At 67.6% G+C, this 25132-nt stretch carries 18 protein-coding genes and 2 pseudogenes; 8 read left to right on the top strand and 12 right to left on the bottom strand.

Annotation, left to right across the window (positions count from 1 at the left end; genetic code table 11):
• Nucleotides 1-6: 6 nt before the first annotated feature.
• From fabZ to ASE10_RS01840, 9 genes and pseudogenes are all read right to left on the bottom strand, one after another.
• Nucleotides 7-462 carry a 3-hydroxyacyl-ACP dehydratase FabZ gene (fabZ, locus tag ASE10_RS01875; RefSeq protein ID WP_055902482.1) on the bottom strand — a complete coding sequence of 152 codons (456 nt, stop codon included), beginning with the start codon at nt 460-462 and terminating at the stop codon, nt 7-9.
• Nucleotides 459-1496, bottom strand: a complete 1038-nt coding sequence (gene lpxD / locus ASE10_RS01870) for a UDP-3-O-(3-hydroxymyristoyl)glucosamine N-acyltransferase (RefSeq protein WP_055902480.1) — start codon at nt 1494-1496, stop codon at nt 459-461. Before lpxD ends, fabZ begins: the two co-directional genes overlap by 4 nt.
• Nucleotides 1497-1524: 28 nt before the next feature.
• A pseudogene (bamA, locus tag ASE10_RS01865) lies at nt 1525-3216 on the bottom strand (outer membrane protein assembly factor BamA); the annotation flags it as partial.
• Nucleotides 3217-3218: 2 nt separating this feature from the next.
• Nucleotides 3219-4264: pseudogene (bamA, locus tag ASE10_RS01860) on the bottom strand (outer membrane protein assembly factor BamA); the annotation flags it as partial.
• Nucleotide 4265: 1 nt separating this feature from the next.
• On the bottom strand, nt 4266-4542 hold a 277-nt coding region (locus tag ASE10_RS20895), incomplete at its 3' end, for a hypothetical protein (protein ID WP_056305616.1).
• Nucleotides 4542-5669 carry a hypothetical protein gene (locus ASE10_RS01855; RefSeq protein ID WP_055900143.1) on the bottom strand — a complete coding sequence of 376 codons (1128 nt, stop codon included), beginning with the start codon at nt 5667-5669 and terminating at the stop codon, nt 4542-4544. The genes ASE10_RS20895 and ASE10_RS01855, both read right to left, overlap by 1 nt.
• A gap of 245 nt (nt 5670-5914) precedes the next feature.
• Complete coding sequence (locus ASE10_RS01850) at nt 5915-9013, bottom strand: efflux RND transporter permease subunit (RefSeq protein ID WP_055900140.1); 3099 nt, start codon at nt 9011-9013, stop codon at nt 5915-5917.
• Nucleotides 9010-10128 (bottom strand): efflux RND transporter periplasmic adaptor subunit, encoded by a 1119-nt coding sequence (locus ASE10_RS01845; protein WP_200945810.1) that lies wholly within the window; start codon nt 10126-10128, stop codon nt 9010-9012. Before ASE10_RS01845 ends, ASE10_RS01850 begins: the two co-directional genes overlap by 4 nt.
• Before the next feature lie 3 nt (nt 10129-10131).
• Complete coding sequence (locus ASE10_RS01840; protein WP_055900137.1) at nt 10132-11574, bottom strand: efflux transporter outer membrane subunit; 1443 nt, start codon at nt 11572-11574, stop codon at nt 10132-10134.
• Between the two features lie 132 nt (nt 11575-11706).
• Here ASE10_RS01840 and ASE10_RS01835 point away from each other — a divergent pair, with 132 nt between their 5' ends.
• From ASE10_RS01835 to ASE10_RS01820, 4 genes are all read left to right on the top strand, one after another.
• The gene (locus ASE10_RS01835) at nt 11707-12402 is read left to right on the top strand and encodes a response regulator transcription factor (protein ID WP_082559535.1); all 696 of its coding nucleotides are present in this window, start codon (nt 11707-11709) and stop codon (nt 12400-12402) included.
• A 1-nt stretch (nt 12403) separates the two neighbouring features.
• Nucleotides 12404-13450, top strand: a complete 1047-nt coding sequence (locus tag ASE10_RS01830) for an ATP-binding protein (RefSeq protein WP_055900131.1) — start codon at nt 12404-12406, stop codon at nt 13448-13450.
• Nucleotides 13451-13608: 158 nt separating this feature from the next.
• Nucleotides 13609-13998, top strand: a complete 390-nt coding sequence (locus tag ASE10_RS01825) for a hypothetical protein (protein ID WP_157480963.1) — start codon at nt 13609-13611, stop codon at nt 13996-13998.
• 60 nt (nt 13999-14058) lie between these two features.
• The gene (locus tag ASE10_RS01820; protein ID WP_055900125.1) at nt 14059-15183 is read left to right on the top strand and encodes a hypothetical protein; all 1125 of its coding nucleotides are present in this window, start codon (nt 14059-14061) and stop codon (nt 15181-15183) included.
• A gap of 123 nt (nt 15184-15306) precedes the next feature.
• Here ASE10_RS01820 and ASE10_RS01815 read toward each other — a convergent pair whose 3' ends face one another.
• Together ASE10_RS01815 and ASE10_RS01810 are read right to left on the bottom strand one after the other, a co-directional pair.
• Nucleotides 15307-18174 carry a type 2 lanthipeptide synthetase LanM family protein gene (locus ASE10_RS01815; RefSeq protein ID WP_055900122.1) on the bottom strand — a complete coding sequence of 956 codons (2868 nt, stop codon included), beginning with the start codon at nt 18172-18174 and terminating at the stop codon, nt 15307-15309.
• Nucleotides 18175-18271: 97 nt separating this feature from the next.
• Complete coding sequence (locus ASE10_RS01810; protein ID WP_055900119.1) at nt 18272-18457, bottom strand: DUF6229 family protein; 186 nt, start codon at nt 18455-18457, stop codon at nt 18272-18274.
• A 630-nt stretch (nt 18458-19087) separates the two neighbouring features.
• On the opposite strand from ASE10_RS01810, the gene ASE10_RS01805 reads away from it, so the two are divergent.
• From ASE10_RS01805 to radA, 3 genes are all read left to right on the top strand, one after another.
• Nucleotides 19088-19393, top strand: coding sequence for a hypothetical protein (locus ASE10_RS01805; protein ID WP_055900116.1), 306 nt, complete (start codon nt 19088-19090; stop codon nt 19391-19393).
• 181 nt (nt 19394-19574) lie between these two features.
• A complete protein-coding gene (locus ASE10_RS01800) occupies nt 19575-19862 on the top strand; it encodes a hypothetical protein (RefSeq protein ID WP_055900113.1) in 288 nt (95 codons plus the stop codon).
• Between the two features lie 178 nt (nt 19863-20040).
• Nucleotides 20041-21450, top strand: a complete 1410-nt coding sequence (gene radA / locus ASE10_RS01795; protein WP_055900110.1) for a DNA repair protein RadA — start codon at nt 20041-20043, stop codon at nt 21448-21450.
• A gap of 35 nt (nt 21451-21485) precedes the next feature.
• Here radA and ASE10_RS01790 read toward each other — a convergent pair whose 3' ends face one another.
• Nucleotides 21486-22481: an ankyrin repeat domain-containing protein gene (locus ASE10_RS01790; RefSeq protein WP_055900107.1), complete on the bottom strand. Its 996-nt coding sequence runs from the start codon at nt 22479-22481 to the stop codon at nt 21486-21488.
• 117 nt (nt 22482-22598) lie between these two features.
• Between ASE10_RS01790 and ASE10_RS01785 the strand changes: the two genes are divergently transcribed.
• The gene (locus tag ASE10_RS01785; protein WP_055900104.1) at nt 22599-25064 is read left to right on the top strand and encodes an XVIPCD domain-containing protein; all 2466 of its coding nucleotides are present in this window, start codon (nt 22599-22601) and stop codon (nt 25062-25064) included.
• The last annotated feature ends 68 nt before the right edge of the window (nt 25065-25132 follow it).

Genomic DNA, 25132 nt, shown 5'->3' with positions numbered 1-25132 from the left:
CGCGGTTCAGGCCTTGGCCTCGGCGCAGACGATCTCGGCGCAGGCGACCTGCTCGCCGTCGACGCGGGCGATGCCGGTGTAGATGGCGACATTGCGGATCACGCGCTTGACCGTCACGTCCAGCTCCAGGCGATCGCCGGGGACGACCATCTTGACGAACTTGGCGCCGTCGATCTTGACCAGGTAGAACAGGCGGCCGTCGGCGCTGGACTGGGTCGACAGCTGGGTCAGGATGCCGCCGGCCTGGGCCAGGGCCTCGACCACCAGCACGCCCGGCATCACCGGGTGACCGGGGAAGTGGCCGTTGAAGAAGGGTTCGTTGGCGGTCACGTTCTTGTACGCGAGCACGCGCTTGAAGGGCTCGAACTCGACCACGCGGTCGACCAGCAGGAACGGGTAGCGGTGCGGCAGCAGGTTCTGGATCGCGGGGACATCGATCGGGAGTTGCACGGTAGGGCTCATTTCGGTTCCTTGTCGGCAGCCGCCACACGCCTTGCGAGCGCGTCGAGCTGCTTGAAGCGGGCGGCGTTCTTGCGCCAACTGCGATTGTCCATCAACGGGGTGCCCGAGGAATACTCGCCGGGCTCGCGAATCGAGCTGGTCACCAGGCTCATGGCGGTGACCGTGACCCGATCGCAGATTTCCAGGTGGCCGAGCACGCCGGCGGCGCCGCCGATCATGCAGTAGCGGCCGATCCGGGCGCTGCCGGCCACCGCCGAGCAGCCGGCCATGGCGCTGTGGGCGCCGATGTGGACGTTGTGGCCGATCTGGATCTGGTTATCGAGGCGGACGTCGTCTTCGAGCACGGTGTCCTCAATCGCGCCGCGGTCGATGGTGGTGTTGGCGCCGATCTCGCAATCGTCGCCGACCGACACGCCGCCCAGCTGCGGCACCTTGATCCAGTGCGGCTCGCTGTCGGGCAGGCGTTCGAAGGCCAGGCCGAAGCCGTCGGCGCCGAGCACCGCGCCGGGGTGCACCAGCACGCGCCGGCCCAGGCGCACGCGCGTGACCAGGGTGACGCGCGCGACGAGCTCGCTGCCGGCGCCGACCACGCAGTCGTCGCCGATCACGCAGCCGGGGCCGATGCTGGCGCCGGATTCGACCCGGCTGCGCGCGCCGATGCTGACGAAGGCGCCGATGTGGGCGTCGTCGGCGACCTGGGCGCTGGGGTCGATCGCGGCGGAAGGGTGGATGCCGGGCTCGCGCAGCGGGCGCGGCTCGAACAGGGCGGCCAGATGGGCGAAGGCGACGTAGGGGTCGCGCGCGATCAGGGCGGTGCCGGCGTAAGCTTCGGCGTCGTCCTCGCGCATCACCACCACGCCGGCGCCGCTGTCGGCGAGCTGGCCGCGGTATTTGGGATTGGCCAGGAACGCGAGCTGGTCGCCGCCGGCACGCGCGAGCGTGCCGACGCCGCGCACGCGCGCCTCGCCGTCGCCGCGCAGGCCGAGCGCGAAACGCTCGGCCAGCTCGCGGGCGGTGTAGTCGGGCGTCAACACGGGGCGGTGCCGGGGGCGACCGCCGCCGTCAGAACGTGCCGCCGAAGGTGAACTGCAGGCGCTCGAGCTCGTCGCCTTCCTTGATCTTCTGGCCGGAGGCGTTGAACACCGCGTCCTCCTTCTTCAACGGGAAGGCGTAGCTGATCGAGATCGGGCCCATCGGCGAACGCCACATCAGCGAGATGCCGGTGGACGCGCGCAGTTCGCCGGCGTCGAAGGCGTCGTAGTTCTTGTAGACGTTGCCGACGTCGATGAAGGCCGACACGCGCGCCTGCGGGGTGTCCAGCAGGGTCGGGAAGTACATTTCCAGCGAACCGACGGTCTTGAACGAGCCGCCGACCGGCTGGGTGAAGCTGCTGGTCGGGGTGGCGCCTTCGCGCGGACCCAGGGTGTTGTCGGTGAAACCGCGCACCGAGCGCACGCCGCCGGCGTAGAAGTTCTCGAAGAACGGCAGGCCGTCGGCGGTGACGGTGCGGCCGGTCAGCGGGCCGGCGCCGTCCGGGTCCGGGATCACGCGGGTGACCGCGTCGCCGTAGCTATCGCCGTAGCCGAGTTCGGCGCGGGTGTTGAGCACGAAGTGGCGCGAGATCGGCCAGAACTTGGAGATGTTGTAGTTGAGCTTGTAGTACTCGACGGTCGAGCCGGGCAGGGTCATTTCCAGCCAGACGCGCTGCTGCATGCCGCGGGTCGGGGTCAGCAGGTTGTCGAGCGAGTTGCGCGACCAGCCGAACTCCGCGCGCCAGGCGTGGAAGGTGCGCGTGCCGAGGGCGTCGATGTAGTCGACCAGGCTGAACGGCGTGCCGCCGCGGGTCACCAGGATCTCGTTGCTGTCGATGCCGAACATCGCCGAGACGGTGTCGGTTTCGGTGATCGGCAGGCCGAGCACGACCTGGGCCGCGCCGCTGGTGGTCGAGTACTGGGCGGTGTTGTAGTCGGAGTTGTCGAACTCGCGCCACCACAGGTTGTAGCCCAGCGACATGCCGTCGTCGGTGAAGTACGGGTTGGTGTACGAGAAGTCGTAGCGCTGCAGGTAGTCGTTGCGGCTGGCCTGCACGGACACGCGGTTGCCGCTGCCGAGAAAGTTGCTCTGCGACAGCTGGATCTGCGTGGTCAGGCCGGTCAGCTGGGAGAAGCCCAGGCCGAACACGAAGCTGCCCGAGGTGGTTTCCTTGACGTTGTAGACCACGTCGACTTCGTCGTTGCTGCCCGCCACCGGCTGGGTCTCGACGTCGACGGTCTCGAAGTAGCCCAGGCCCTGCAGACGGATCTTGGAACGGTCGATCGCGGCCTGCGAGTACCAGCTGCCTTCGAACTGGCGCATCTCGCGGCGCATGACCTCGTCGCCGGTGCGGGTGTTGCCCTTGAACACSACGCGGCGCACGTTGACGCGCGGGCCCGGCACGACCTGCATGTTGATGGCCACGGTCTTGCCTTCGCGGTCCACGTCCGGGATCGGRTTGACCTGCGCGAACGCATARCCGACGTTGCCCAGGGTCGCGACGATCGCGTCGGAACTGATCTCGAGCAGGCGGCGCGAGAAGATCTGGTCGGGCTTGACGATCACCAGMCGCTCGATCTGGTCCTTCGGCAGCACGGTGTCGCCGGTGACCTCGACCTTGGARACCTTGTACTGGTCGCCTTCGCTGATGCCGGCGGTGATGAACATGTCCTGGCGGTCGGGGCTGATCGAGACCTGGGTCGATTCGATGTTGAAATCGACGTCTGCAGACGGATCTTGGAACGGTCGATCGCGGCCTGCGAGTACCAGCTGCCTTCGAACTGGCGCATCTCGCGGCGCATGACCTCGTCGCCGGTGCGGGTGTTGCCCTTGAACACSACGCGGCGCACGTTGACGCGCGGGCCCGGCACGACCTGCATGTTGATGGCCACGGTCTTGCCTTCGCGGTCCACGTCCGGGATCGGGTTGACCTGCGCGAACGCATAACCGACGTTGCCCAGGGTCGCGACGATCGCGTCGGAACTGATCTCGAGCAGGCGGCGCGAGAAGATCTGGTCGGGCTTGACGATCACCAGACGCTCGATCTGGTCCTTCGGCAGCACGGTGTCGCCGGTGACCTCGACCTTGGARACCTTGTACTGGTCGCCTTCGCTGATGCCGGCGGTGATGAACATGTCCTGGCGGTCGGGGCTGATCGAGACCTGGGTCGATTCGATGTTGAAATCGACGTAGCCGCGATCGAGGTAATAGTTGTTGAGCTTTTCCAGGTCGCCGGACAGCTTTTCGCGCGAGTACTGGTCGTCGCGGCGGTACCAGCTGAGCCAGTTGTGCTCGCGCGATTCCCAGCTGTCGACGATGTTTTCCTGCTCGAACTTCTCGTTGCCGATCAGGTTGATGTGGCGGATCTTGGCGGCCTTGCCTTCCTTGACCGTGATGGTCAGGTCGACGCGGTTGCGGTCCAGGCGGGCGACGGTCGGGGTGATCTCGACGTTGTACTTGCCGCGGTTGTTGTACTGCTTGGTGAGYTCCTGGGTGACCTTGTCCAGGGCCAGGCGGTCGAAGGTGTCGCCTTCGGCCAGGCCGGCTTCCTTGAGGCCGCGCAGCAGGTCTTCGCTCTTGATGTCCTTGTTRCCGGTCAGGGTCAGCTTGTTGATCGCCGGACGCTCGGTCACGGTGACCACGACGATGCTGCCCTGGCGGCCGATCTGCACGTCTTCGAAGAAGCCGGTCTTGTACAGCGCGCGGATCGCATCGCCGGCCTTGGCGCCGTCCATGGTGTCGCCGCGTTCGATCGGCAGGTAGGTGAACANCGTCTTCGAAGAAGCCGGTCTTGTACAGCGCGCGGATCGCATCGCCGGCCTTGGCGCCGTCCATGGTGTCGCCGCGTTCGATCGGCAGGTAGGTGAACAGCGTACCGTCCGCGATGCGTCGAAGGCCATCGACACGGATATCGGACACCACGAATGTTTCATCCGTCATGTCGGCCACTGGATCGGCGACGGATGGGGTTTGGGCGCGAGCCGACAGGGAAATGAGGGAAAACGCCATGCAGGCGACCATCAGGTCGCGCGGACCGTTACGGCGCATCAAAGGACCTGCTCGCCTTCGTACGGGGAACCGGCCATCGCTTCGACGGACCATCCGCCTCCCAGGGCCTCGAACAGATCGACCAAGGAGAGGTAGGTGTCGCCGCGGGCAATGATCTCATCGTCCTGGCGTGAGTAACGCGAGCGTTCGAGTTGAAGCCACCAACCTATGGTCGGAAGGTCGAGATCCTGGACGCGCGTCAGAAGATTCTCCAAGTTCAGCGCGGCGGCTCTGACCGGCGTCAGCTCCTCGCAGCGCGAAGACAGTTTCAATAGGGCGGATTCGACTTGCGATACGGCATCGGCGGTTGCGCGCTCGTGTGCCAACCTAGCCTCGCGGACGCCTATCGCGTCCGGGCTGGATTCGAGCGAGCGCCGGGCCTGCACGGCATGGAAGGCCGCTCTGATATCCGGGCGGCGGTGGGGCAGATTCTCCGGACTTCCGGGGTTCGGGGGCTGCGCGGCAGCTGCCGGCAAAAAGCCGGTGCCCATGCGCGCGAAGGTGATCGAAAGCGGCTCGCCCAAAGTTCTGGCCAATGCGATGACGGTCGAGTCGTATTCCTGGCGCAGGCGAATTCGCAGCGCGTGGATTTCGGCGAGCACGGACGGCAGCTGCCGGGACGAGTCCTGCGGCCCACCGGAGGCATGGCGCGTTCGTTCCAGCGCCACGCGCAGGCGGTGCAGGGAGAATTCGACCGCGGCGATACGCTCGCGCAGCATCAGCAAGGTGAAATGGCGGCGCGCCACATCGGCTATGAGCCGGACTTGCGTGGCGTAGAACTCCGACAGGGCCTGCCACGCCTGGTGGAACTGCGCGAGCGATCGAGCGTCCGGCGCGTCCGCGTCGGACGGGGCTTCTAGGGCCACGCACTGTGGCCAATGCGCTTGCAGCTTCAGCTGCGCCGCCGAAATTTCGTGGCTGTATTGCAATGCGCAATCCACCAGGGTGTCCAGCGCGGCATCGCGGAACCGGCGCCACCATTGGTCGATCGGGTCGTCGTGCAGCTCCGCACCGGGTGCTGGGGCATGCACGAACGAGGTCGCGCTTCGCGGACGGCGGGCGGCTTCGATGGATGGGCCGTCGATGGGAAATACGGGGATCTGAGTGGAGTTGGAAGCCGCGATCATCGGGCGCGAAGGCATTGGTGTGGAATCGACAGACTCGCCGAAGCGTGCGTCAAGTACGGTTCGCCACTGTCTAGTTGGGTAAGCGGGTGTAAAGCCCGCACGGTCGACAGCTGCGGTACAGGAAATCGATACGCGCGAACCTTGTCGTTCGGGTGGCCAGGACCGAACGGCCGAGCGGCACGGCGCTGGCCGACGCGGACACGCTCCCGTACGCGGCCATCCGAGTGCGGATGGCCGCCGGTCGGCTAGGCGGGGTTCGGGCGACCCGGCTGGCGGGCGGGTGCCTTCGAGAAACACCGGCGGCCCCACTCCAGCGCGTCGTCGACGTAGGTGAAGACCACCGGAATGACCAGCAGACTCAGCACCGTCGAGGTGAGCAAACCGCCTATGACGACGATGGCCATCGGCTGCCTGAAGCTGGGCTCGGCACCCACGCCGAGCGCATTGGGCAGCATGCCGGCACCCATCGCGATGGTCGTCATGACGATCGGGCGCGCGCGCTTGTGGCAGGCATCTATGAGCGCTTCGAGCCGTGCCATGCCGCGTTCGCGCCGCGCCAGAATGGCGTACTCGACCAGCAGGATCGAGTTCTTCGTCACGATGCCCATCAACATCAGCACGCCAATCACCGCAGGCATGGAGAAAGATTGTTGGCTGACCCACAGCGCCAGCAAGGCGCCGGCCAGGGCCAAGGGCAGGGCGCACAAGATCGTGGCCGGCTGCAGGAAGTCGTGAAACAGCAGCACCAGCACGGCATATATGCAGAAGATGCCGATCGCCATGGCGATTCCGAAGCTGCTGAACAGCTCGGACATGCGCTCCAGCTCGCCTTGTTCGACCAGATAGACCCCGCTGGGCAGGCTGCGCAAGGTCGGCAGGCGCTTTGCTTCCTGCTGCACTTCGCCGATCGAACGGCCGTTCAGCTCCACGCTGAGGGTGACGTTTCGCGATCGATCCAGGCGCGTGATCTGGGCGGGGCCGCTTCCCATCGATACGTCGGCGACGGAGCCGAGGCTGACCGTCCCCTGGCTGCCCTGCACGCGCAACTGCGCGACCGAGCCGATGTCCTCGCGCACGGCAGGATCCATGCGGACGCGGATGGGCACCTGCCGTTCCGGCAGATTGAGTTTCGGCAATGCGGTCGAGTAGTCGCCGTAAGTGGCCAACCGTACCGCGTCCGCCAGCGCTTCGGAGGTGACGCCCAAATCGGCGGCGCGGGCGTCGTCGGGATGCACCTGGATCTCGGGGCGCTGCAACGCGGTGCTGGAGGTGACATTGCCGATGCCCTTGAGCGTGCGCAACTCGGTCTCGGTCTTGTCCGCGATCGACGTCAGCAGCACGGGATCGTCGCTGGCGAGCGTAATGCTCAAGGTCTCGCCGTTGCCGCCGCTGCCGACGGAGACGCGCGCGCCGGGCAACGTGCGCAGCAGGTCGCGCATCTTGGTTTCGACTTGCGATTGCTTGAGCTCGCGCTCGCCCCGCGGCACCAGGTCGGCGATTAGGGTGGCGCTGGTGACGTCGCTCATGGCGCTGGCCGAGAAGCCGCCGTCGGTGGTCGCCGTGCCTGCGGAGACGAAGACGCTGCGCACTTCCGGCAACGACTGCAGGAGCCTCGCCGCACGTTGGCTCGCCGCCGCGGTGGTGTCCAGCGTGCTGCCCGGCGGCAGGGTCAGGGTCACACGCGATTGAGCGTCGTCCTTAGCCGGAATGAAGCCAGTGGGCAGCAAGGGTATGACCGCCATGGACAGGGAGAAGAACACGGCGGTGCCGAGAACGGCGGTCTTGCGCCGCTCCAGCGCCGAGCGTACCCAGCGCAGGTACCGGGTCATGATCGGGCCGTCGGCAAGACCGCGATCCGGCTCGGTCGGCTTAGCCGGCTTGAGCAGGTAGGCCGCCATCATCGGCGTCAACAGACGCGCGACCAGGAGCGAAGCGAGTACCGCGACCGACGCGGTCACGCCGAACTGACGGAAGATCAGCCCCGGAATGCCGCTCATGAAGGCTGTCGGCAGGAACACTGCGACCAGGCTGAAGGTCGTGGCGATCACCGCCAGGCCGATCTCGTCCGCCGCTTCCATCGCTGCCTGGTACGGCGTTTTGCCCATCTTGAGGTGGCGCTCGATGTTCTCGATCTCGACGATGGCGTCGTCCACGAGTACGCCCACCACCAAAGACAGCGACAGCAGTGTCACCGTGTTGAGCGAGTAGCCGGCCAGAGCCATGATCAGGAAGGTCGGGATGATCGAGAGCGGCAAGGCGGTGGCGGAAATGAGGGTGGCGCGCCAGTCACGCAGAAACCACCAGACCACGACGATGGCCAGCAGCGCACCCTCGATCAACAGGTGCATCGAGCCCTCGTAGCTTTCCTCGATGGGCGCTACCGTATTGCTGGCCTCGACGACGGAAACCTCCGGGTGGTCATCGGCGAAGCTTGCGACGGCCGAGCGCACGTCGTCGGCCACGCCGACATCGGAAAAGCCGCGCGAGCGCGTGACCTGGAAGCCGATCACAGGCTTGCCGTCGCGGAAGGCCAGCGTGCTCCTTTCGGCGTCGGTATCGGCGATGCGGGCGATCTGATCCATTCGCACGTAGCGGCCGTCGCTGAGCGGAATGGCGATGGCCGCGATTTCGGCGGCCGAGCCGACGGTGGCGATGGTGCGGGTCGACTGCCGCTGGCCGCCCACCATGCCCTGGCCGCCGGAGCTTTCCTTCTGCACGGCCTTGAGTTGACGGGAGACATCGGAAGGCGTCACGCCCAGGCCGGCCATCAGTGCCGGGTCCAGGTCGACATGCACCTCGCGATCGACGCCGCCGACGCGCGCCACCGATGCCACGCCCTTGACCGCCAGCAAGGTCTTGGAGATTTTGTTGTCGACGAACCAGGACAGGTCGCGCTCGTCCATCCGGGAAGATGCGATCGTGTACGTCACCAACGACGAGCCCGCGGAGGTCAGCTTCGAGACGGTGGGCGACTGCATGCTGCTCGGCATGTCCGCGCGCGCGCTGTCCACCGCATTGCGCACCTCGCTCAGCGCCTCTTCGCCGTCCTTGTCCAGTTCGAAGCTCACGCTGATGCTGACGGCGCCATCGGTGATGGTGGTGTTGATGTGATCCAGCCGGGTCAGCGAGGCCAGTTTGTCCTCGATCTTGCGGGCGACTTCGGTTTCCAGCTGCGAGGGCGCCGCACCCTCCAGCGAGGCCGATATCTGGATCGTCGGCAGATCCATGTCCGGAAAATCCTGGATGTCCAGCCGCTGGAAACCGATCAGGCCCAGCACGGTCAGGAGGATGAACAGGAGCATCGAAGGAACGGGCTTGCGGATGGCCCAGGCCGAGAAGTTCACTGTGCGGTCCTCGTCTTGCCTTGATCCGCCGAAACGACCGTCACCTGAGTGTTCTCGGAAAGGAAAGCGCCGCCGCTGGCCACGACGCGCGTTTTGCCGTCGATGGCGGTGAGGATCTCGACGCGGTCGCCCCGTCGGCGTCCGGTTTCCACCACGCGACTGGCGACCTTGCCTGCGCTATCGACCACAAAGACGTAAGAGCGGCCGTCGCGCGGGACGACAGCCGACTGCGGCAGCGTCAAAGCAGGTTTGACGCCCCGTTCCAGCGTCCCGCTGGCGAACATGCCGGGGCGGGCCGTGCTGTCTGTCGGCAGACTGACATAGACGGTGGCACGGCCAGTCTTTTCGCTGAGCGTGGGGCCGACTTCGCGGACTACGCCGCGCGCCTGCTTGCCACCGGGAAGCAGCGCATTCGCCGACTGCCCGATGCGGATCGCACCCAGCTGTTGGGCGTCCAGTTCCGGCCGCCACTCGACCCGGCTCTTGCGTACCAGGCGGAAGAGCTCGGAGCCGGCGTTGACCACATTGCCGAGCACCGCCGACTTGGACGAAACGAGGCCGTCGTCCGGGGCGACGATACGCGTCTGCCGCAGCTTCAGTATCGTACTGTCCAGGTCTGCCTGCGCCGACGACAGTGACGCGCGCGCGGTGGCCTCTTCGATGCGGTAGTCATCGATTTGCTGCTCGGACAGGGCACCGCTGTCGCCCACCACGCGCGCCCGCTTGAGGTTGGATGCGGCTTGCTCGAACGCGGCGCGCGCCCGCGCCAGAGCCGCCTCCTGCTTTCGCAAGTCCATACGTACGCTGTCGTCCGCGAGCTGCGCGAGCAGTTGGCCGCGCTTGACGCTCGCGCCGACATCGACGAGCAAATCGGCCACACGCAAGCCACCGGTTTCCGGACTGACGATGACCTCCTGCCAGGCAGTGACGGGTCCACTGGCGGTCACGGTCTGAGGCCAGTCGCGGCTTTCCGGATGGACCACTTCGACGGTCAACGCGCTGGAGGCGCCGGTGCCCGAATCGGGTTCGTCGCCGGGCCGGAGCAGCCAGAGCGCAACACCCAAGGCCGTCGCCACCGCCAAGACGGTGGCGCCGATACGATGCTTCCGAGTCAAGATTCAATCCTCTTTGGGTTGCGGGTGCTGCGCCATCGCCTGCGGCGAGGACGCGGGCGTGCCGGGCTGCCAGCCGCCTCCCAGTGCCTTGTACAGCGCGATCCAGTACCCGACGTGGTCGCGTTGCAGGGCGATCTGCTGGATCTGCGCGGAAAGCGCGTTGCGGCGGGCCTCTTCGAGCGTGAGCAGGCTGTCGCGCCCGACGCGCCAACTCGCTTCGGTGGAGCGGAAATAGCGACCGTATTCCTGGGCCGCGGTCGCGGCGTCGTCGGCGCGGCGGCCGGCGCTGTCAAGGTTCACCAGTGCCTGTTCGACTTCTTTCACTACGTTGCGGACGCCTTGTCGATACTCAGCCTGGGCTGCGATGAAGCCGGCACGGGCGCTATCGACGGCGGCGTGTCGCCTGCCGCCGTCGAAGATCGGCACAGACACGGACGGGCCCAACGACCAGGACGTGGCGGAGGACGCCAGGTCGCTTGCTGAAACCGTGATGGAGCCCGACAGCGACAGGCTCGGGTACAGGTCGGCCTGCGCGACGCCGATCTCGGCGCTGGTCGCCGCGAGCTCGCGCTCCAGCGAGGCCAGATCGGGGCGCTGCCGCAGTACCTGTGCGGGAACGCTGGCCACTTCCAGTGCCGGGGGCCGCGGGATATCGGTTCCGGTGCCGGTGATCAGCTCACGCAGGTCGGGTTCCTTCATTCCGGTCAGGCTGACCAGGGACTTCACCAGCAAGTCGCATTGGGCTTGCTGCGAGACCACGCTGGAGCGGGCGCTGGCGGAGGCCGCGCGAGCCAGGCTGCCGTCGGATGGAGACCGAAGGCCGGCCCGGACCAGCGAGGTCGTGGCCTGCTCCGTCTGCATCGTGGACGCCGACTCGCGTTCGTACGCTTCGGCCAGCAGCACGCAGGCGCGATGTTGCACGTAGGTGTCGGCCACTTCCGCGGCCAAGGAAACGCGGGCTTCATGCCAATCGCTAACCCGGGCGTCAGCACGCGCCTGCGCGGCCTCGGCGCCGCGGCGGATCTTGCCGAACAGATCGAGTTCCCATGAGGCATCCAGGCCGTGGCTGCGGGTGTCGGCGACTTGGTCCGAGCCGCCCTGCGACTGGGTGCCGCGGGCGGCGGAGCCCCTCGCCGTCGCCGAGGGACGACCGCCGGCGCTTGCGGACGATAGTGCGGCGCGCGCCTTTTCGATGTTGGCCCAGGCCTTGGCCAGGGACGGGCTGTCGGCCTCGGCGGTCGCGATCAAGCGTTCAAGCACGGGGTCGTCGAACTGGCGCCACCACTCGGCGATGGCGCTTACGTTGCCCGCATGCGGCAGTTCCGCGTTCCAGGAAGACGGAGCTTGCGGAACCGGTTCGCGATAATCGGGGCCGACCGCGCAGGAGGCGAGCGCTAGACTCAGGCTCACCGTCGCCGCGGCGCGGCGAAGGACAACTGCCTGCATGCGCACAAGACCTGGGAAAGTGTCGACGCATCCTAGAATCCCGAACCGTTGGCTGCCGTTCGGGGAGGTTAAGTTGGGTAAATAGCCGGGGAAACGAGTGTTTTTCGGCGTCGTGGGATGGATACTGCCCGCATGATCAAGATCCTGCTCGTCGACGACGATGTCGATCTCACCTCGCTGCTCTCGCAGTACTTGGCGCGAGAAGGATTCGAGGTGACCACCGTCCAGGACGGTGAAGCCGGGGTGTCCCAGGCGATCTCCAATGACTACGCGCTGGTCGTGTTGGACATCATGATGCCGCGCCTATCGGGCATCGAGGCATTGCGTCGGATACGCGCCGCCAGCGCAGTGCCCATCCTCATGCTCACCGCGCGCGGCGACAACATCGATCGCATCGTCGGGCTCGACATGGGCGCCGACGACTACGTGCCCAAGCCTTGCACGCCCGGTGAACTGGTGGCGCGCATACGCGCGATTCTGCGGCGTGCGGAAGGCCGCGGGTCGCCAGGCGGCGCAAGCTTGCAACGCATGTTGCGGGTTGGGGACCTCACGCTGTGGCCGGGCAGCCGGCGGGCGGCCTGGCGCGGCGCGGCGCTGGAACTGACCGGCACGGAGTTTCGCTTGCTGGAAGTGCTCGCTCGGCATTCCGGTCGGCTGGTCAGCAAACAGGACATTTCCTTACAGGCGTTCGACCGCCCGCTGGCTCGCTTCGATCGCCGTATCGACGTGCACATCAGCAGCATTCGTCAGAAGCTGGGCGCGCGCCCGGATGGCCAATCCTGGATCCAAAGCGTGCGAGGGTTGGGATACCAACTGCTGGAGGACTGAGATGTACAAGTGGAGACCCGGGCGCCTGTTCTGGAAGCTGTTGCTTGCGCTGTGGGTATGCATGATCTTGTCGATCGCCGGTGTGGCTACTTATTTTCAGCTCACCGGTCGGGGTCCGCCCCCGTCCGTCGATGGCATCGCGCGTATCGGTGTCCTGCCGGTAGCGCCCCTGGTGTCGGCGGGAGTCGCGATTCTCGTCACCGGGCTGGCGCTGGCGTGGTATCTGTCTCGCCCACTGCAGCACTTGCGTTGGGCGTTGCGCCGGATCGCCGAAGGCCACCTCGACACTCGGGTTCAACCGCTCATGGGGCGCCGTAGCGACGAGATCGCCGATCTTGCGCACGACTTCGACCGCATGGCGGTACGGCTGCAGCAACTCACCGAATCGCGCAAGGTCCTGCTCCACGACATTTCCCATGAGCTGCGCTCGCCGTTGACGCGCATCCAGGCGGCGATCGGCCTTCTGAGACAGGATCCCGCGCAGAGCGAGGCGATGATCGGCCGTATCGGGCGCGAGGGCGAACGGCTCGACGCCCTGATCGAGGAGTTGTTGACGCTGCATCGCATGGAGGCAGGAGTGGCGGCACGCGAGCGCGTCGATGTCATCGAACTGCTGTATGCGATAGCGGAAGATGCCGACTTCGAGGCGCGGGCGTCGTCGCGTTCCTTGGTGATCGAGGCGCCCGGCCAGTTCGTCGCGGACGTCAACGGCGATCTCATCTACCGGGCGTTCGAGAACGTGATCCGAAACGCCGTGAAGTTCAGCCCGGAAGGCGCGGTGGTGGAAGTGCGCAGCAGAATCGTCGGCGATGGGCGCGTACTCGAGACGGTCGTGAGCGATCGCGGGCCAGGCGTGCCGGAGCACATGCTGGAGTCGATATTCCAACCTTTCACCAGAGTCGAAGGCCAGGAACCCGTCCATGGAGCCGGTTTGGGGCTCGCGATCTCCCGGCGCGCGATGGAAATGCACGGCGGCCAGGTCGTCGCGGCCCGGCGCGCGGGCGGTGGGCTTGAGGTGGTGCTCACGCTGCCGCTGCGCGACGCCTGATGGATATTGGCGCGGCCGCGCTGCGCCATCCCTGTCGAACCCAACCCAGGATTGGCGGCGAAGCCGCGTCGAACGCGCAGGTCCCACGGTTTCACGAGGACCAGCAATGGCCGTGCTAGGCTCGCGCCATCGGACGCCAGCCACTCCAGGGACGGTTCATGAGCAAGCCATCGATCACCTTGGGGGTTTCGCCCCGCCTCGCGCTGCAGCGAGCGCGAATCGGCGTTCTGTTGATTCCCTTCCTACTATCGGCGTGCCCCATGCAAGAGACCACGAACTTCGATTCGGCTGCCTGGAAATCGCAACGCGGCGCGAAGCCGCTGGACAACCAACGCGGTTCGATGGTGCCCGCGCTGGCGAAGCTGGTCGCCGACGGCATGCCGCGCGAGGACGTGATCGGCCTGCTCGGCGAGCCGGACTCCAGCAATGCGGCGACGGGCGTCGACATCTACGAACTCGGCGTTTCCGATGCCGGCATCGACGAAGAGTATTACGAGGTCCGCTACCAGGACGGGCGCGTGGCATCGCGCCGTTGGGCGCGCAGATAAAGCGCGCGGCGCGCGCGATCGCGCGGTAGCGAACGAAACGCAAGCGAAAAGGAGAGCGCGATGGCGGATCCACGTCCCAACCTCAACGACATTCGGACGAACTACCAGGTCGCCGACGACGAGGTCATCACCTACCATCCCCGGGCGTTCGGTGCGATCGATATCCCGTTCACCGACGGCCGGCAGATGACCAAGACCGAGGGCGCCTTGCTCGATCGCCTCACCCGCGATCGCGGGCTGGCCGGTCTGAGCGGCTTCCGCGATATCGCGCGCGAGGCCTTCGCCGAGGGCGAGCGGCGCTTTCCGGACAATGCGGTGCCGGCCGGGGTTCCCGCCGACCGCGCGCGCGAGTGGCAGGGTAACGACGGTCATCGCGACGCGTTCCGGCACGCTTATTGGAGTGCGCGGCTGGCGCAGGAGTACGGGCCGGAGTGGGGCAAGGCCTTCACCACCGCGCACGAAGGCCTGCCCGGCAACTGGGCCAATCGCGAGGCGATGGACCTGTACAACAATTCCATCGGCAACCAGATCGGCGCCGCCAACCGCAATGCCACGCCGGAGCAACTGGCCAATCTGATCGGGCAGTCGCTCGATCAGGGCAAGCTGGTGCTGATGAACAGCAGCGGCAACTTGGAATGGAGCGACCGCGTGCGCGTGGGCCAGCACGGCCTGTCGCCGGAGGATGTGATCGGCCCGAAGCTGCCGACGCCGGGCACCGTATCCACCGACAGCCACGCCAGTCTGCGCACGCCCGATGCGGCACCCGGCGAGGCCCGCACCGCGCTGGCCGCGCTGGACCCGAACGTCGCACGCATGCGCGAGGATCCGATGTACCAGCAGGTCGTCGCCGCGATGCGCACGCACGGCATGGCCGACGACCAGCTGGCGGCCAATCTGTACGCGGGCGCGAAGCAGAAAGGCTTCGACGGCGTGACCTGGATCCAACCCGGCCATCCCATCGTCGACGCCAGCGGCAATCCGGATCGCAATGTGTTCGTGTTCGACGGCAGCAAGGGGCCGTCCGGTCCGAATTACGCGATGGTCAGCGAGAACCAGGCGCGCGGGGTGCGCGAACAGGACGCCGCGACCGTCGCGGTGCAAACCCAGGCCCAACCGCAGGCGCAGACCCAGCTGGCGGCCGCGCAGACGAACGAGCAACCCGAGCATCGCAAGGCGATGGGATAGTCGTGCGCATGGAGCCGTTGCCGGCACCGTCTTTCCGAAGCCCCGCGATGCGGGGCTTCGTCGTTTTCGGGCATCGACGCATCGCCACGTAGTCCGCTTTCGGCTGGAACCGGCGCTCGCCGCCTACGAGATCGCAAGCGCCTCCAGCGTCGTCGCCACGCTCGCTTTCGGCGCGGCGGTCCGCTTGCATTCCAGCAGCAGCGGCGAGGCCAGGTCGCAATCGGGGTGCATGCGATTGAGGCCATGAATCGCGCCGGCCAGGCCGGTCATCAGGCCGGGGGTGAACGCCTGGCGGGTGATGCCGCCGACGATGCCGTGTTCCTCGATCGCCGAGACGACTTGGGCGGTCGCTTCGTCGTGGTCGATGGCCGAGGCATCCGGGTCGAGCATCGATGCGCGCACCAGCAGTTCCCATAGCGAGAAATCGCCATGGCACAGGGTATGGGTAAATCCCCATTGCCCGCGCGACGCCGCCACCGCGCGACGCATGTCGCGCAAATCGCGAGGATCGCCGCTGCGCGCGTACAGATCGGCGGCCGCCAGACCGATCCCGACGCCGCCGTTGCACCAGGTAGGGAAGTTGACGGCGTCTTTGATGCGAATGTCGCGCCAGTTGCCGGCCGATGCGTCGAACAGCGAGTCCTGGAACGCGAATGCGGCGACGGCGAGTTCGTTCCAGCGCCGGCGTTCGGCCTGGCTGCCTGCGTCGGTGCGCGCCAGACGGGCCAGGGCCCATCCGATGCCATAGCCGCCGTGGGCGAAGCCGCCGATCGGATCGGCAAGCTCCAGCGTTTGCCAATAGGTTCCCTGTTCGTCGGTGCGCGCCTTCGATTCCAGATGCGCGGCGGCGCGCGCAGCCAGCGCCAGCCAACACGGATCGGCGGTCGCCTCGGCCAGGCCCAGCAGGGGCGCGATCGCGCCGCAGCTGCCATCGGTGATGTCGAGGCTGCGGTCGTCCTCGAAGCCCTTTCGCTCCAGCGCCGCCGCGCAAGCGCAGGCGTTGGCGAGCAGTTCTGGGCGCCCGAGCAGATCGTGCAGAACCAGCCAGGCCCAGATGCGGCTGCCATCGCCGGTGAAGCCGCCCACGGTTGCCGGCGCTTCGGCGTCGATAAACGTTTGCAAGGCGAGCAGGGCACCTTCAAGCGCCTCGTCGACACCCGCTACCGGGTCGGCGCGTCCGTTTTCGACTTCATGGCGATAGCCGGCCAAGGCGACGGCCACGCCGCCCAGGCCGAAATAACCGTCCGCGCCCAAGGGCTGCACGTGCCAGCCCTTGTCGCCGAAGCTTTCCGGTGTGATCCAGGTGACCGAGCCATCTTCGCCGCGCACGGCGAGTCGCAGCAGGCGTTCGGTGGTTTCGGCGGCCAGCTTGCGCCTGCGTTGGTCGAGCTTGTCGCGATGCGGACGGCGGGCGAAATGCGAGCGGCTGTCGCGTTGGCCCGGTCCGTCGGTACCGCTGTTGAGCTGGGTGACGACCAGCGAGCTGCGGATGGTCATTTCCTCAAGCTCGATCCGCATTGTGCGCCAGTTGTCGAGGGTTTCGGCAATGCGCTCGGGCGTCAGCGACACGACGAAGATCGGTATGTCGCCATAGCGCAAGTCGTCGATTTCGCCGGCGATTTCCTGCTGCGTTGGGGCCATGCCCGCGGTGCTGCCGGAAAACAAGGTGCGTGCGCGCTCGATGGCCTTGGCTTCCTCGTGCAACGATGCCGGATGCCAGAGCATGCGGCCGATCTCCACGTAGATCTGGGTCGCGCGCCTGACCTCGCGTGCCCGGCAGCCTTCGAATGCGGACAGCAAGGGCACCAGCCTGCCCTCCGCATCGAGCTCGCGCAGCCGCAGCGAGGCCTCGAGAAAGGCGTCGGTAATGTCGTCCCAATAGCGCGACACATCGGGATTCGGGCTGGGATGGTTTTGCGAGGTCGCCATGTCCGCTTCGACCAGCTCCACCCGCGCGGCGGTGGTGCCGTCGTCGGCGATGACGGGCACCTGCAATTGCGGCTGTTCGCCCGGCAGCGAGCCGGCGGCGGACAGGTCGGCGCGGCCGAACCCCAGGGCCCGCGAACGGAACGGCACGATGCCGGTGCGCAGCACGGAACTCAGGATCAGCGTTTGGGCGAGATCGTAGGCCCGGCCGTAATTCGACGGCGCCACCGGATGGGCGGCGGCGAACAGGCTCTCGACATCGACCACCGTCGGTACAGGGCCTGCGGCGACCAGATTCTCCAGGTGGATGTCGGTGCCGCCGAGCAGGCGCAGCACCGCCAGCCAGTGGCCCAGGCCACGATAGAAGACGCGCAATTCGTCGTCGTTTTCGCAATAGCGATGTTCGATGAAGGTGGCCCAGCCGTAGTCGCCACGGTCGAGCACGGCGGGCACGCGGATGCGCAACGCGCCTTCGAAGATGTGGGCGAGAAATTCATCGAATACCGCGTCGATGCGCAGCGAACGCGGCTTGTACATGACCTGTCCGGCTTCGAATGTGAGCCGGGCCACGGTCTGGCCACCGTCGTGCAGGTCGCCTTGGCCGAGACTGAGCTTGATCAAGCGTCCAGGCGCCGCACCCAGTAATTCGGCCAGCGCCGCGCGGTCGGCGATCAGGCGCGCCACCAGCGTTTCGATGGCGGCGCATTGTTGGCCCAGCGCGCGCTGCAGGCGCTCCAGCAGCGGCGGATAACGGTGATGCAGGAGTTCGGTGAATTCGCTGCGCAGCGTCTTGGCGACGAACTGTGCGAAGCGGCCGGGCTCGTCTTCGGCGGTGAGTTCGCCGCCCAGCTTCGCGGCGTGTAGTTCGAGCAGGAGGACGCGATTGAGCTTGAGCCGCGCGTTCTCGTACAAGGCCTGGGTCAAAGCCGCGCGGACCAGTTCCGATTCCTGGGCGTCGATGCCGGCGGACAAGGCGGCAAGCCGGGTTTCGAACGCGTCGCGCGCAGCGGCGGTGAAGTGATCGATGATCGGACCGAAGCCCTCGTGTATACGGCTTTCGGTCATTGCGGCACCGGCTTGGGATTCGAGTGTGCGGCGCGTGGACGGCGCCGAGACGACGCGCAACCCGGCTGGGGTGCGCGCCGATGACTGCGTGACTGCCTCAGATGCAGCAGTAGCAGCGCCCGCTCGGGCAAGTCGATATCGACGTGGAGTGCGTCAGGGGCGACCTCATCGCGTCATCGACAGCGACTTCCCCTTCGATAAACAGCGGTCCCGCCGGATTCATGTAGCCGTCGGCGCTGTTGGCGCCGGTGAGCCAAGCCGAGACGATGTCGTTGCTTTGCATTGCGGATCCTCCTTGAGTGCTGATGTCGTCCAGCGGACAGCAGTTCCAATGGCGAAGGGCTGTCGCACGGGACACCGATTTCGAGCCTCGCGGCCTCTCATCGCGAACCGACTCGCATCGGCGACGCACCTCAAGAGGTACCGCCCCGGCACTCTAAACAGGCGCCTCAACGGCTGTCAAATGAGCGGTATGGATATCTTCAGACCGCTCCAAACGCGCCGAACACGACGGTCCGCAAGGCTGTGGCGCCTGCGAACTGTGATGCACTACCGGTCTGCGCCGAATTGTTCTCCATCGATCGTCCATGAATGCACGGGCCCAACCAGACGCACGGACACCGGCGACGGTGGCGCGCTTGCGTAGCGCAGGGCCTGGAGTCGGCGCGACGCTCGACCGCCGAGATCATTCATGGCTGCGTCGCAGCATTGCATGAGGTCGAGCGCCGTCGCGCCTCATCGTGACGCGCGTCTGAACCGCCGCCTGCCGCGCCACGGAACCTGCCCACGCTTCCCGGGTCACATACGCAATCGCCTAAGTGCCCGCCGCCGTTGCAGTGTCATCCGGTGAGACGAGCGCTGCCTAGTCTCGTCGCCCGTCGTCGCCGACGCGCCCTCACAGGAATCGCCGCCCATGCATTACACATCCGCGCAGATCGAAGGCGAGTTCCAGCACCTGGACGCGACGCTCGCGCGTGCGATCGCGCGGGCGGGACGCGGACTGGACTACGAGATCGAACGCCGTCTCGACGCGCACCGGCGCACGCTCAGCGACATGGTCGGCGCCGATGGCGCGGTGCTGGTGCTGGACACGGTCAACGCCGCCAAGCACGTGATGGGGCAGGAGCGCCCGGGCGATTATCTGGTGGCGATGGAGACGTCGCGGCGCACCCTGGCGTTGGTCGTACGGCGCATGCTCAGCCGCCTCGAAGCGGCCTGAGGCGGGGCTGCGCGAATCGCATGCGCCGATAACGGATCGTTCTGTAGTGCAGTGCGCGCCCGCGCCTACGATTCACCGTTCCGCCATCATTCTTTCACGAAATTTTTCTTGCGCGATCGCCACCATGGCGCGCCATCGAGCGGCGAGGCCGTTCTGGCGCGGTAGGCTGAGGAGACAATAGATGCGTGTGGACGTGTTCGTGGTCGGCGACGAGGAAGGTTACGTGGTCGCACCCGCGGGGCGGCCGTTGCCGCTGGACGAGATGTTCGCGCTGGGTGCGCTGCGCTTCGGCTGGACCATCGAGAGCACGATGGCCGCGCCGCGCCTGGACTGGCGCAGCATCGCCGCCGATATCGACGCGCGTGGCTACGGGATCGTGCCGCGCGCCGATGTGCCGGGGCTGCTGGCGACGCCGCAGCGCTGGCTGCCGGCGCTGTACCCGGAGCATCACCGGCCGTTGGCGGCTTGAGGTTCCGCGTGGCGCCGTAGCGGTCGGTGCCCGCGCTGCATTCATCTGGATAAGGCCGGGCAGGGCGGAGTCCTACCTGCTGGCGCGGCATCGGCTTACGCGCCTTTCGGCCGTCCGGTCTCGCGCGCTGCGACGCCGTCCCGGTACAGTGCAGGCCGGTTTCCGCACAGCGCCCCCCATGTCCAAACCCGCCAGCAAGCCCGCCGCCAAGGCGCGCACCGCCTATGTCTGTTCAGAATGCGGCGCCGACCACACCAAGTGGCAGGGCCAGTGCGGCGAATGCGGGGCCTGGAACACGCTCAGCGAGTTCGTGGTCGAGCCCGCGGCCAAGGGCGGCGGGGTCGCCGCGACCCGGCGCAGCAGCTGGGCCGGCCGCGCCGACGCGCCGGCGGTCACCGCGCTCAAGGACGTACAGCACGGCGAGGAATCGCGGGTCAGTACCGGCATCGGCGAGTTCGACCGCGTGCTCGGTGGCGGCCTGGTCCACGGCGCGGTGGTGCTGGTCGGCGGCGATCCGGGCATCGGCAAGTCGACCCTGCTGCTGCAGGCGATCGTGCGCATGGCCCAGACCCTGCCGGGCCTGTACGTGACCGGTGAGGAATCGCTGGCTCAGGTCGCCGGCCGCGGTGCGCGCCTGGGCCTGCCGCTGGACGGCGTGCACGCGCTGGCCGAAACCGGAGTCGAGCGCATTCTCGAGCATGCGGTGAAGATGAAGCCGGCGCTGATCGTGGCCGATTCGGTGCAGACCCTGTGGACCGAACAGCTCAGCGCCGCGCCGGGCTCGGTCAGCCAGGTCCGCGAAAGCGCGGCGCGGCTGGTGCGCTACGCCAAGGAGACCGGCACGGCCGTGTTCCTGGTCGGCCACGTGACCAAGGAGGGCGGCATCGCCGGCCCGCGCGTGCTCGAACACATGGTCGACGCGGTGCTGTATTTCGAAGGCGAAAGCGGCAGCCGCTTCCGGGTGCTGCGCGCGTTCAAGAACCGCTTCGGCGCGGTCAACGAGTTGGGCGTGTTCGCGATGGGCGACAAGGGCCTGCGCGAGGTGCCCAACCCCTCGGCGATCTTCCTGTCCGGCAGCCGCAGCCCGCAGCCGGGCAGCTGCGTGATGGTGACCCGCGAGGGCACGCGGCCGCTGCTGGTCGAGGTGCAGGCGCTGGTGGATTCCTCGCCGCTGTCGAACCCGCGCCGGGTCGCCGTCGGCATGGAGCAGAACCGGCTGGCGATGTTGCTGGCGGTGCTGCACCGCCACGGCGGGGTCGGGGTCGGCGACCAGGACGTGTTCGTCAACGTGGTCGGCGGCATCCGCGTGCAGGAAACCGCGGCCGACCTGCCGGTGCTGCTGGCGGTGTTGTCCTCATTGCGCGACCGGCCGCTGGCCGAGCAGACCGTGGCCTTCGGCGAGGTCGGCCTGTCCGGCGAAATCCGCCCGGTGCCCAACGGCGAGGAGCGGCTGAAGGAAGCGGCGACCCACGGCTTCAAGCGCGCGATCGTGCCCAAGGCCAATGCGCCCAAGAGCGGGCGGGTGGGGGAGATGACGGTGATCGCGGTGGAGCGTCTGGCCGATGCCCTGGAGGCATCGGCGGACTGAGCGCGCGGCGCGCGCCTGGCGCGCCACCGACTGCGTCAGCGGGCAGGTGTGGGAGTGGGCGCGGGCGACTGCGTCGGTGCCGAGGCCTGCGCACGCTTGGCTTCCTCCAGCGTCGGCAGCGGAATGTCTTTTTCCTCGGTCGGCAGGCCGAGGCCCTTGCGGCTGAACTTGATGGCCTCGGGCATCGGCGGCGGTTTCAGGCCGCGTGCCAGCGCGAACATCTGGCATTTGCGCTGCCATTCGACCATATGGGGTTTTACCGGCAGCCAGAAGATTTCCTCGAGGATCGGCATGCGCTCGCGTTGGTCCGCGAACTTCGGATCGTCGGAGGCGCGCAGCTTCAGGGCGGGATCGGCGCCGTGCTGCAACAGCCAATAGGCTTTATCGAAGTTGCCCAGGCTGGCGTACCAATTCAATACGGTGTTGTGGCCGGGTTTGTCGTTGAGCGTGGAGTACAGCCCGTCGTTGACGCGCGCGCCGCGCTGGACCAGCAACTGCACGTTCTGCCATTGCCCGCGCAGGTAGGCCACGTACAGCAGCGATTCGTCGTTGGAGTTGAGCGTGTTGGGATCGCCGCCGTGGTCGAGCAGCAGTTTGAGGTAGACCGGGTTCTTGCTGCGCGCCGCCAGCACCATCGCATTGTTGCGGTACTGCCCGCGCTTGCGCTGCGGCTGATGCATGCGTGCGTTGGGATCGGCGCCGTTTTCCAGCAATAGGCGCAGCCCTTCGGGGTTCTCGTTGAACACCGGCCAGGCGACCAGCGGCATGTCGCCCTTGTCGAACAACTTGTCCGGGTTGATGCCCTTGTCGCGGATCATCCAGCGGATCTGCTCGGCCTTGCGCCGGTCGCTGGCCAGCGCCAGCTGCAGCGCCGGGCCCTCGAAGTAGTCGCCCGGGTCCCAGGGCAGCCGGTCGCCGCCCGGGGGCGGCATCGCCCAGCACGCGGTCAGGGCGCACAGCATCAGGCCGGCGAGCGCCAGCCCGGCGAGCAGCCGGCGGCGCAACGGCGGGGGCGGAAGCGGCAGCATCATGGCGGCGGTCGTCCTTGGCGTGGGGCGGTCCGAATGTAACAAAGCCGACGTTTGACAGGGGCGGGGCGAAGTGGCAGTTTCGGGCCGAGCTTAGCGCCGTTCAGGGATAGAACCGCCATGTCCACGCCCGAGCAGGACCTCCCGTCGCAAACCCCGCGTACGGCCGAGGAAAAGATCGCACAGTTGCGCGATCAGCAGGCCCTGCTGACATCGATGCGCGAGCGCTCGGCGACCAGCGGCGACCGCGAACTGGGCGCCCAGGCCGATGCCCTGCAACGCCAGTACCATGCCCGCGAAATGGCCGGGCTGGCGGCCGATGTCTATCGCTCCGCCGAACACGCCGGCCAGCCGCCGCCGGGTTGGTTGCGTGGCAGCGAGCATCCGGATCTGTTGCGCAAGGCCGGGTTCGATATGAGCGATCGCGAAATCGATCGCTTTCTGCAACCCGATGATTCCGCTTTCCGTGCCGAGATCTACCTTCCCGATCCCAAGGTGCTGGGGCCCGAGGCCAAGCCGGTGCTCAGCTACAAGGGCTCGAACGGTCCGGTCGTGTTCGACGAGGGTGGCAAGCAGGTCACCCGTGAATCGGCCCCGGAAGACTGGATGAACAACGGGCGCCAGGGCCTGGGTCTGGAAAGCGATTACTACACTCGGGCGATGTCGTTGGCCACGGCGGTCAATCAATCGTCCATTCGCGGCAACTTCGAAATCGTCGGCCATTCCCTGGGCGGCGGCCTGGCCTCCGCCGGCTCCGCCATCACCGGCGTGCCCGCGACCACGTTCAATGCCGCCGGCCTGCACCAGGCCACGGCGCAGCGTTACGCCGACCAGAACGGCTTGAGCGTCCACAACCCCAACCAGACCGTCGTCGCCTACCAGGTCACCGGCGAAGTGCTGACCGACGTGCAGACCAGCATCGACCGCATGAATGGTCTGCGCCGGGCCGAACTCGGCCGCGTCGCCAACCAGGCCTCGGAACTGATGCGCCTGCCGGGCGCGAAGGAACTGCTGGGCCAGCAACTCGCGCAGCACCTGCCTTACAGCCGCGAGGCGCAGGCGGATGCGCGTGGGCTGGTCGATGCCCTGGCCACCCAATCGGGCAACCGCGCCTTGCGCGACATGCCGCTCGCGGCGGGCCAGGTGCAGCCCTTGCTGACGCCGAAAACGCGCGATGCGCAAGGCAGCCTGATCGACCGCCCGCAGGCGATGTCGCTGGGCCAGGCCGGCGAATTCGCCGGGCCGCTGCTGCGCGTCGCCACGGTGTCGCTGGCCGGCGCCCAGGTCGGTCGCCAGGCCGGCGAAGTGATCGCCGGGGGCGGCCGCGTGGTCGATCGCGGATTGGATCTGGCCGGCGACGGCGCGCGCGTGAGCTTGCAGACGACCGGTCGCGCGGCCCAGGTCGGCACGCATACCGTCGGCCAGATCACCGGCTGGCAGGTGCGCACCGGCGGCGAAGCCGTGGCCCAGGTGCAACTGGTCTCGGGCCGCGCCGCAGCCGCGGTCGATATGGTCCAGTGCGAAGGCGCCAAGTGGACCAACAGCGCCACCAACACCTTCCTGCGCGGCGCCGGACGCTGGGTGCCGATGCTCAACGACATCGCCGACCAGCGCGACCGCGCCACGGCGCAGTACTGCGAGACCCAGCGCGGCGAGGCGCGCGCGGCACTGAACGGTTCGCAGCAGGCCGCCAACCACACCCGCAGCGGCGCCCAGCAGGGCGCGCGCGCGATCGAGCAGACCGCCGATGCGGTCGGCGCCAATGTCCGCCGCGCCGCCGACGGCGCCGGCCATTCCATCGACGCCACGCTCGACGCCACCGGCTACCAGGTCCGCCGCACCACCAGCTATGCGCCGCTGGGTTTCGCCCTGACCGGCGCGACCGTGGCCGGCGTCGGCGGCGCCGCGGTCACCTTCGACCCGACCCACCCGGGCGGCATCCGCAACATCGTCCAGACCAAGGTGCTGTTCGACAACATCGGCCAGGCCGCGGGCGAGGCGGTGCAGCGCCACGGCATGGTCGACACCGTGCTGCCCAGCCTGGACTTCCGCACCCGCCAGATGGAGCAGTCGGCGCTCAAGCGCATGCCGGCGATCGCACCGCCCGCGCAGGATGCGCCGGTGCTGCCGCAGGCCCAGCCGGCGCAACGCGGCGCATCCGCGACGCCCGATGGCGACGGCGTCCTACTCAACGACCCGCGCCATTCGCAGTACCCGCTGTACCGCGGCGCCGCCCAGGGCGTGTATGCGCTCGACGCGCGCTTCGACCGCACGCCCGATCCGCGCAGCGACCAGCTCGCCGGTTCGCTCGCGGTCGCGGCGATGCGCAGCGGCATGAACGAGATCAATCACGTCGAACTCAGCCGCGACGCCAGCCGCGTGTTCGCGGTACAGGGGCGGCTGGACGATCCGGCGCGGGTCAACGCCAGCGTCGAAACCGCTCGCGGCATGGACACGCCCTTGCGCGAGAGCACCCAGCGCGCGGCCGAGATCGAAGCCGCGCGCGCGCCTGCGCTGGCCCAGAACCCGCAGCTCGAACAAAGCCAGGATCCGCAGAGCGCCGAGCGCGCGATGCGCCGCGCCTGAGTCGCTGCATACGGGGTCCGCGACGCGCCGTCGTCGCGGAACCGGCCTGCGTCGATCTCGCTGTGCGC

This window comes from Lysobacter sp. Root76 (assembly GCF_001428685.1).
Lineage (GTDB): Bacteria > Pseudomonadota > Gammaproteobacteria > Xanthomonadales > Xanthomonadaceae > Lysobacter.
Note: the sequence above shows the minus strand (reverse complement) of the source record. Positions and strands in the feature narration are given on the sequence as shown.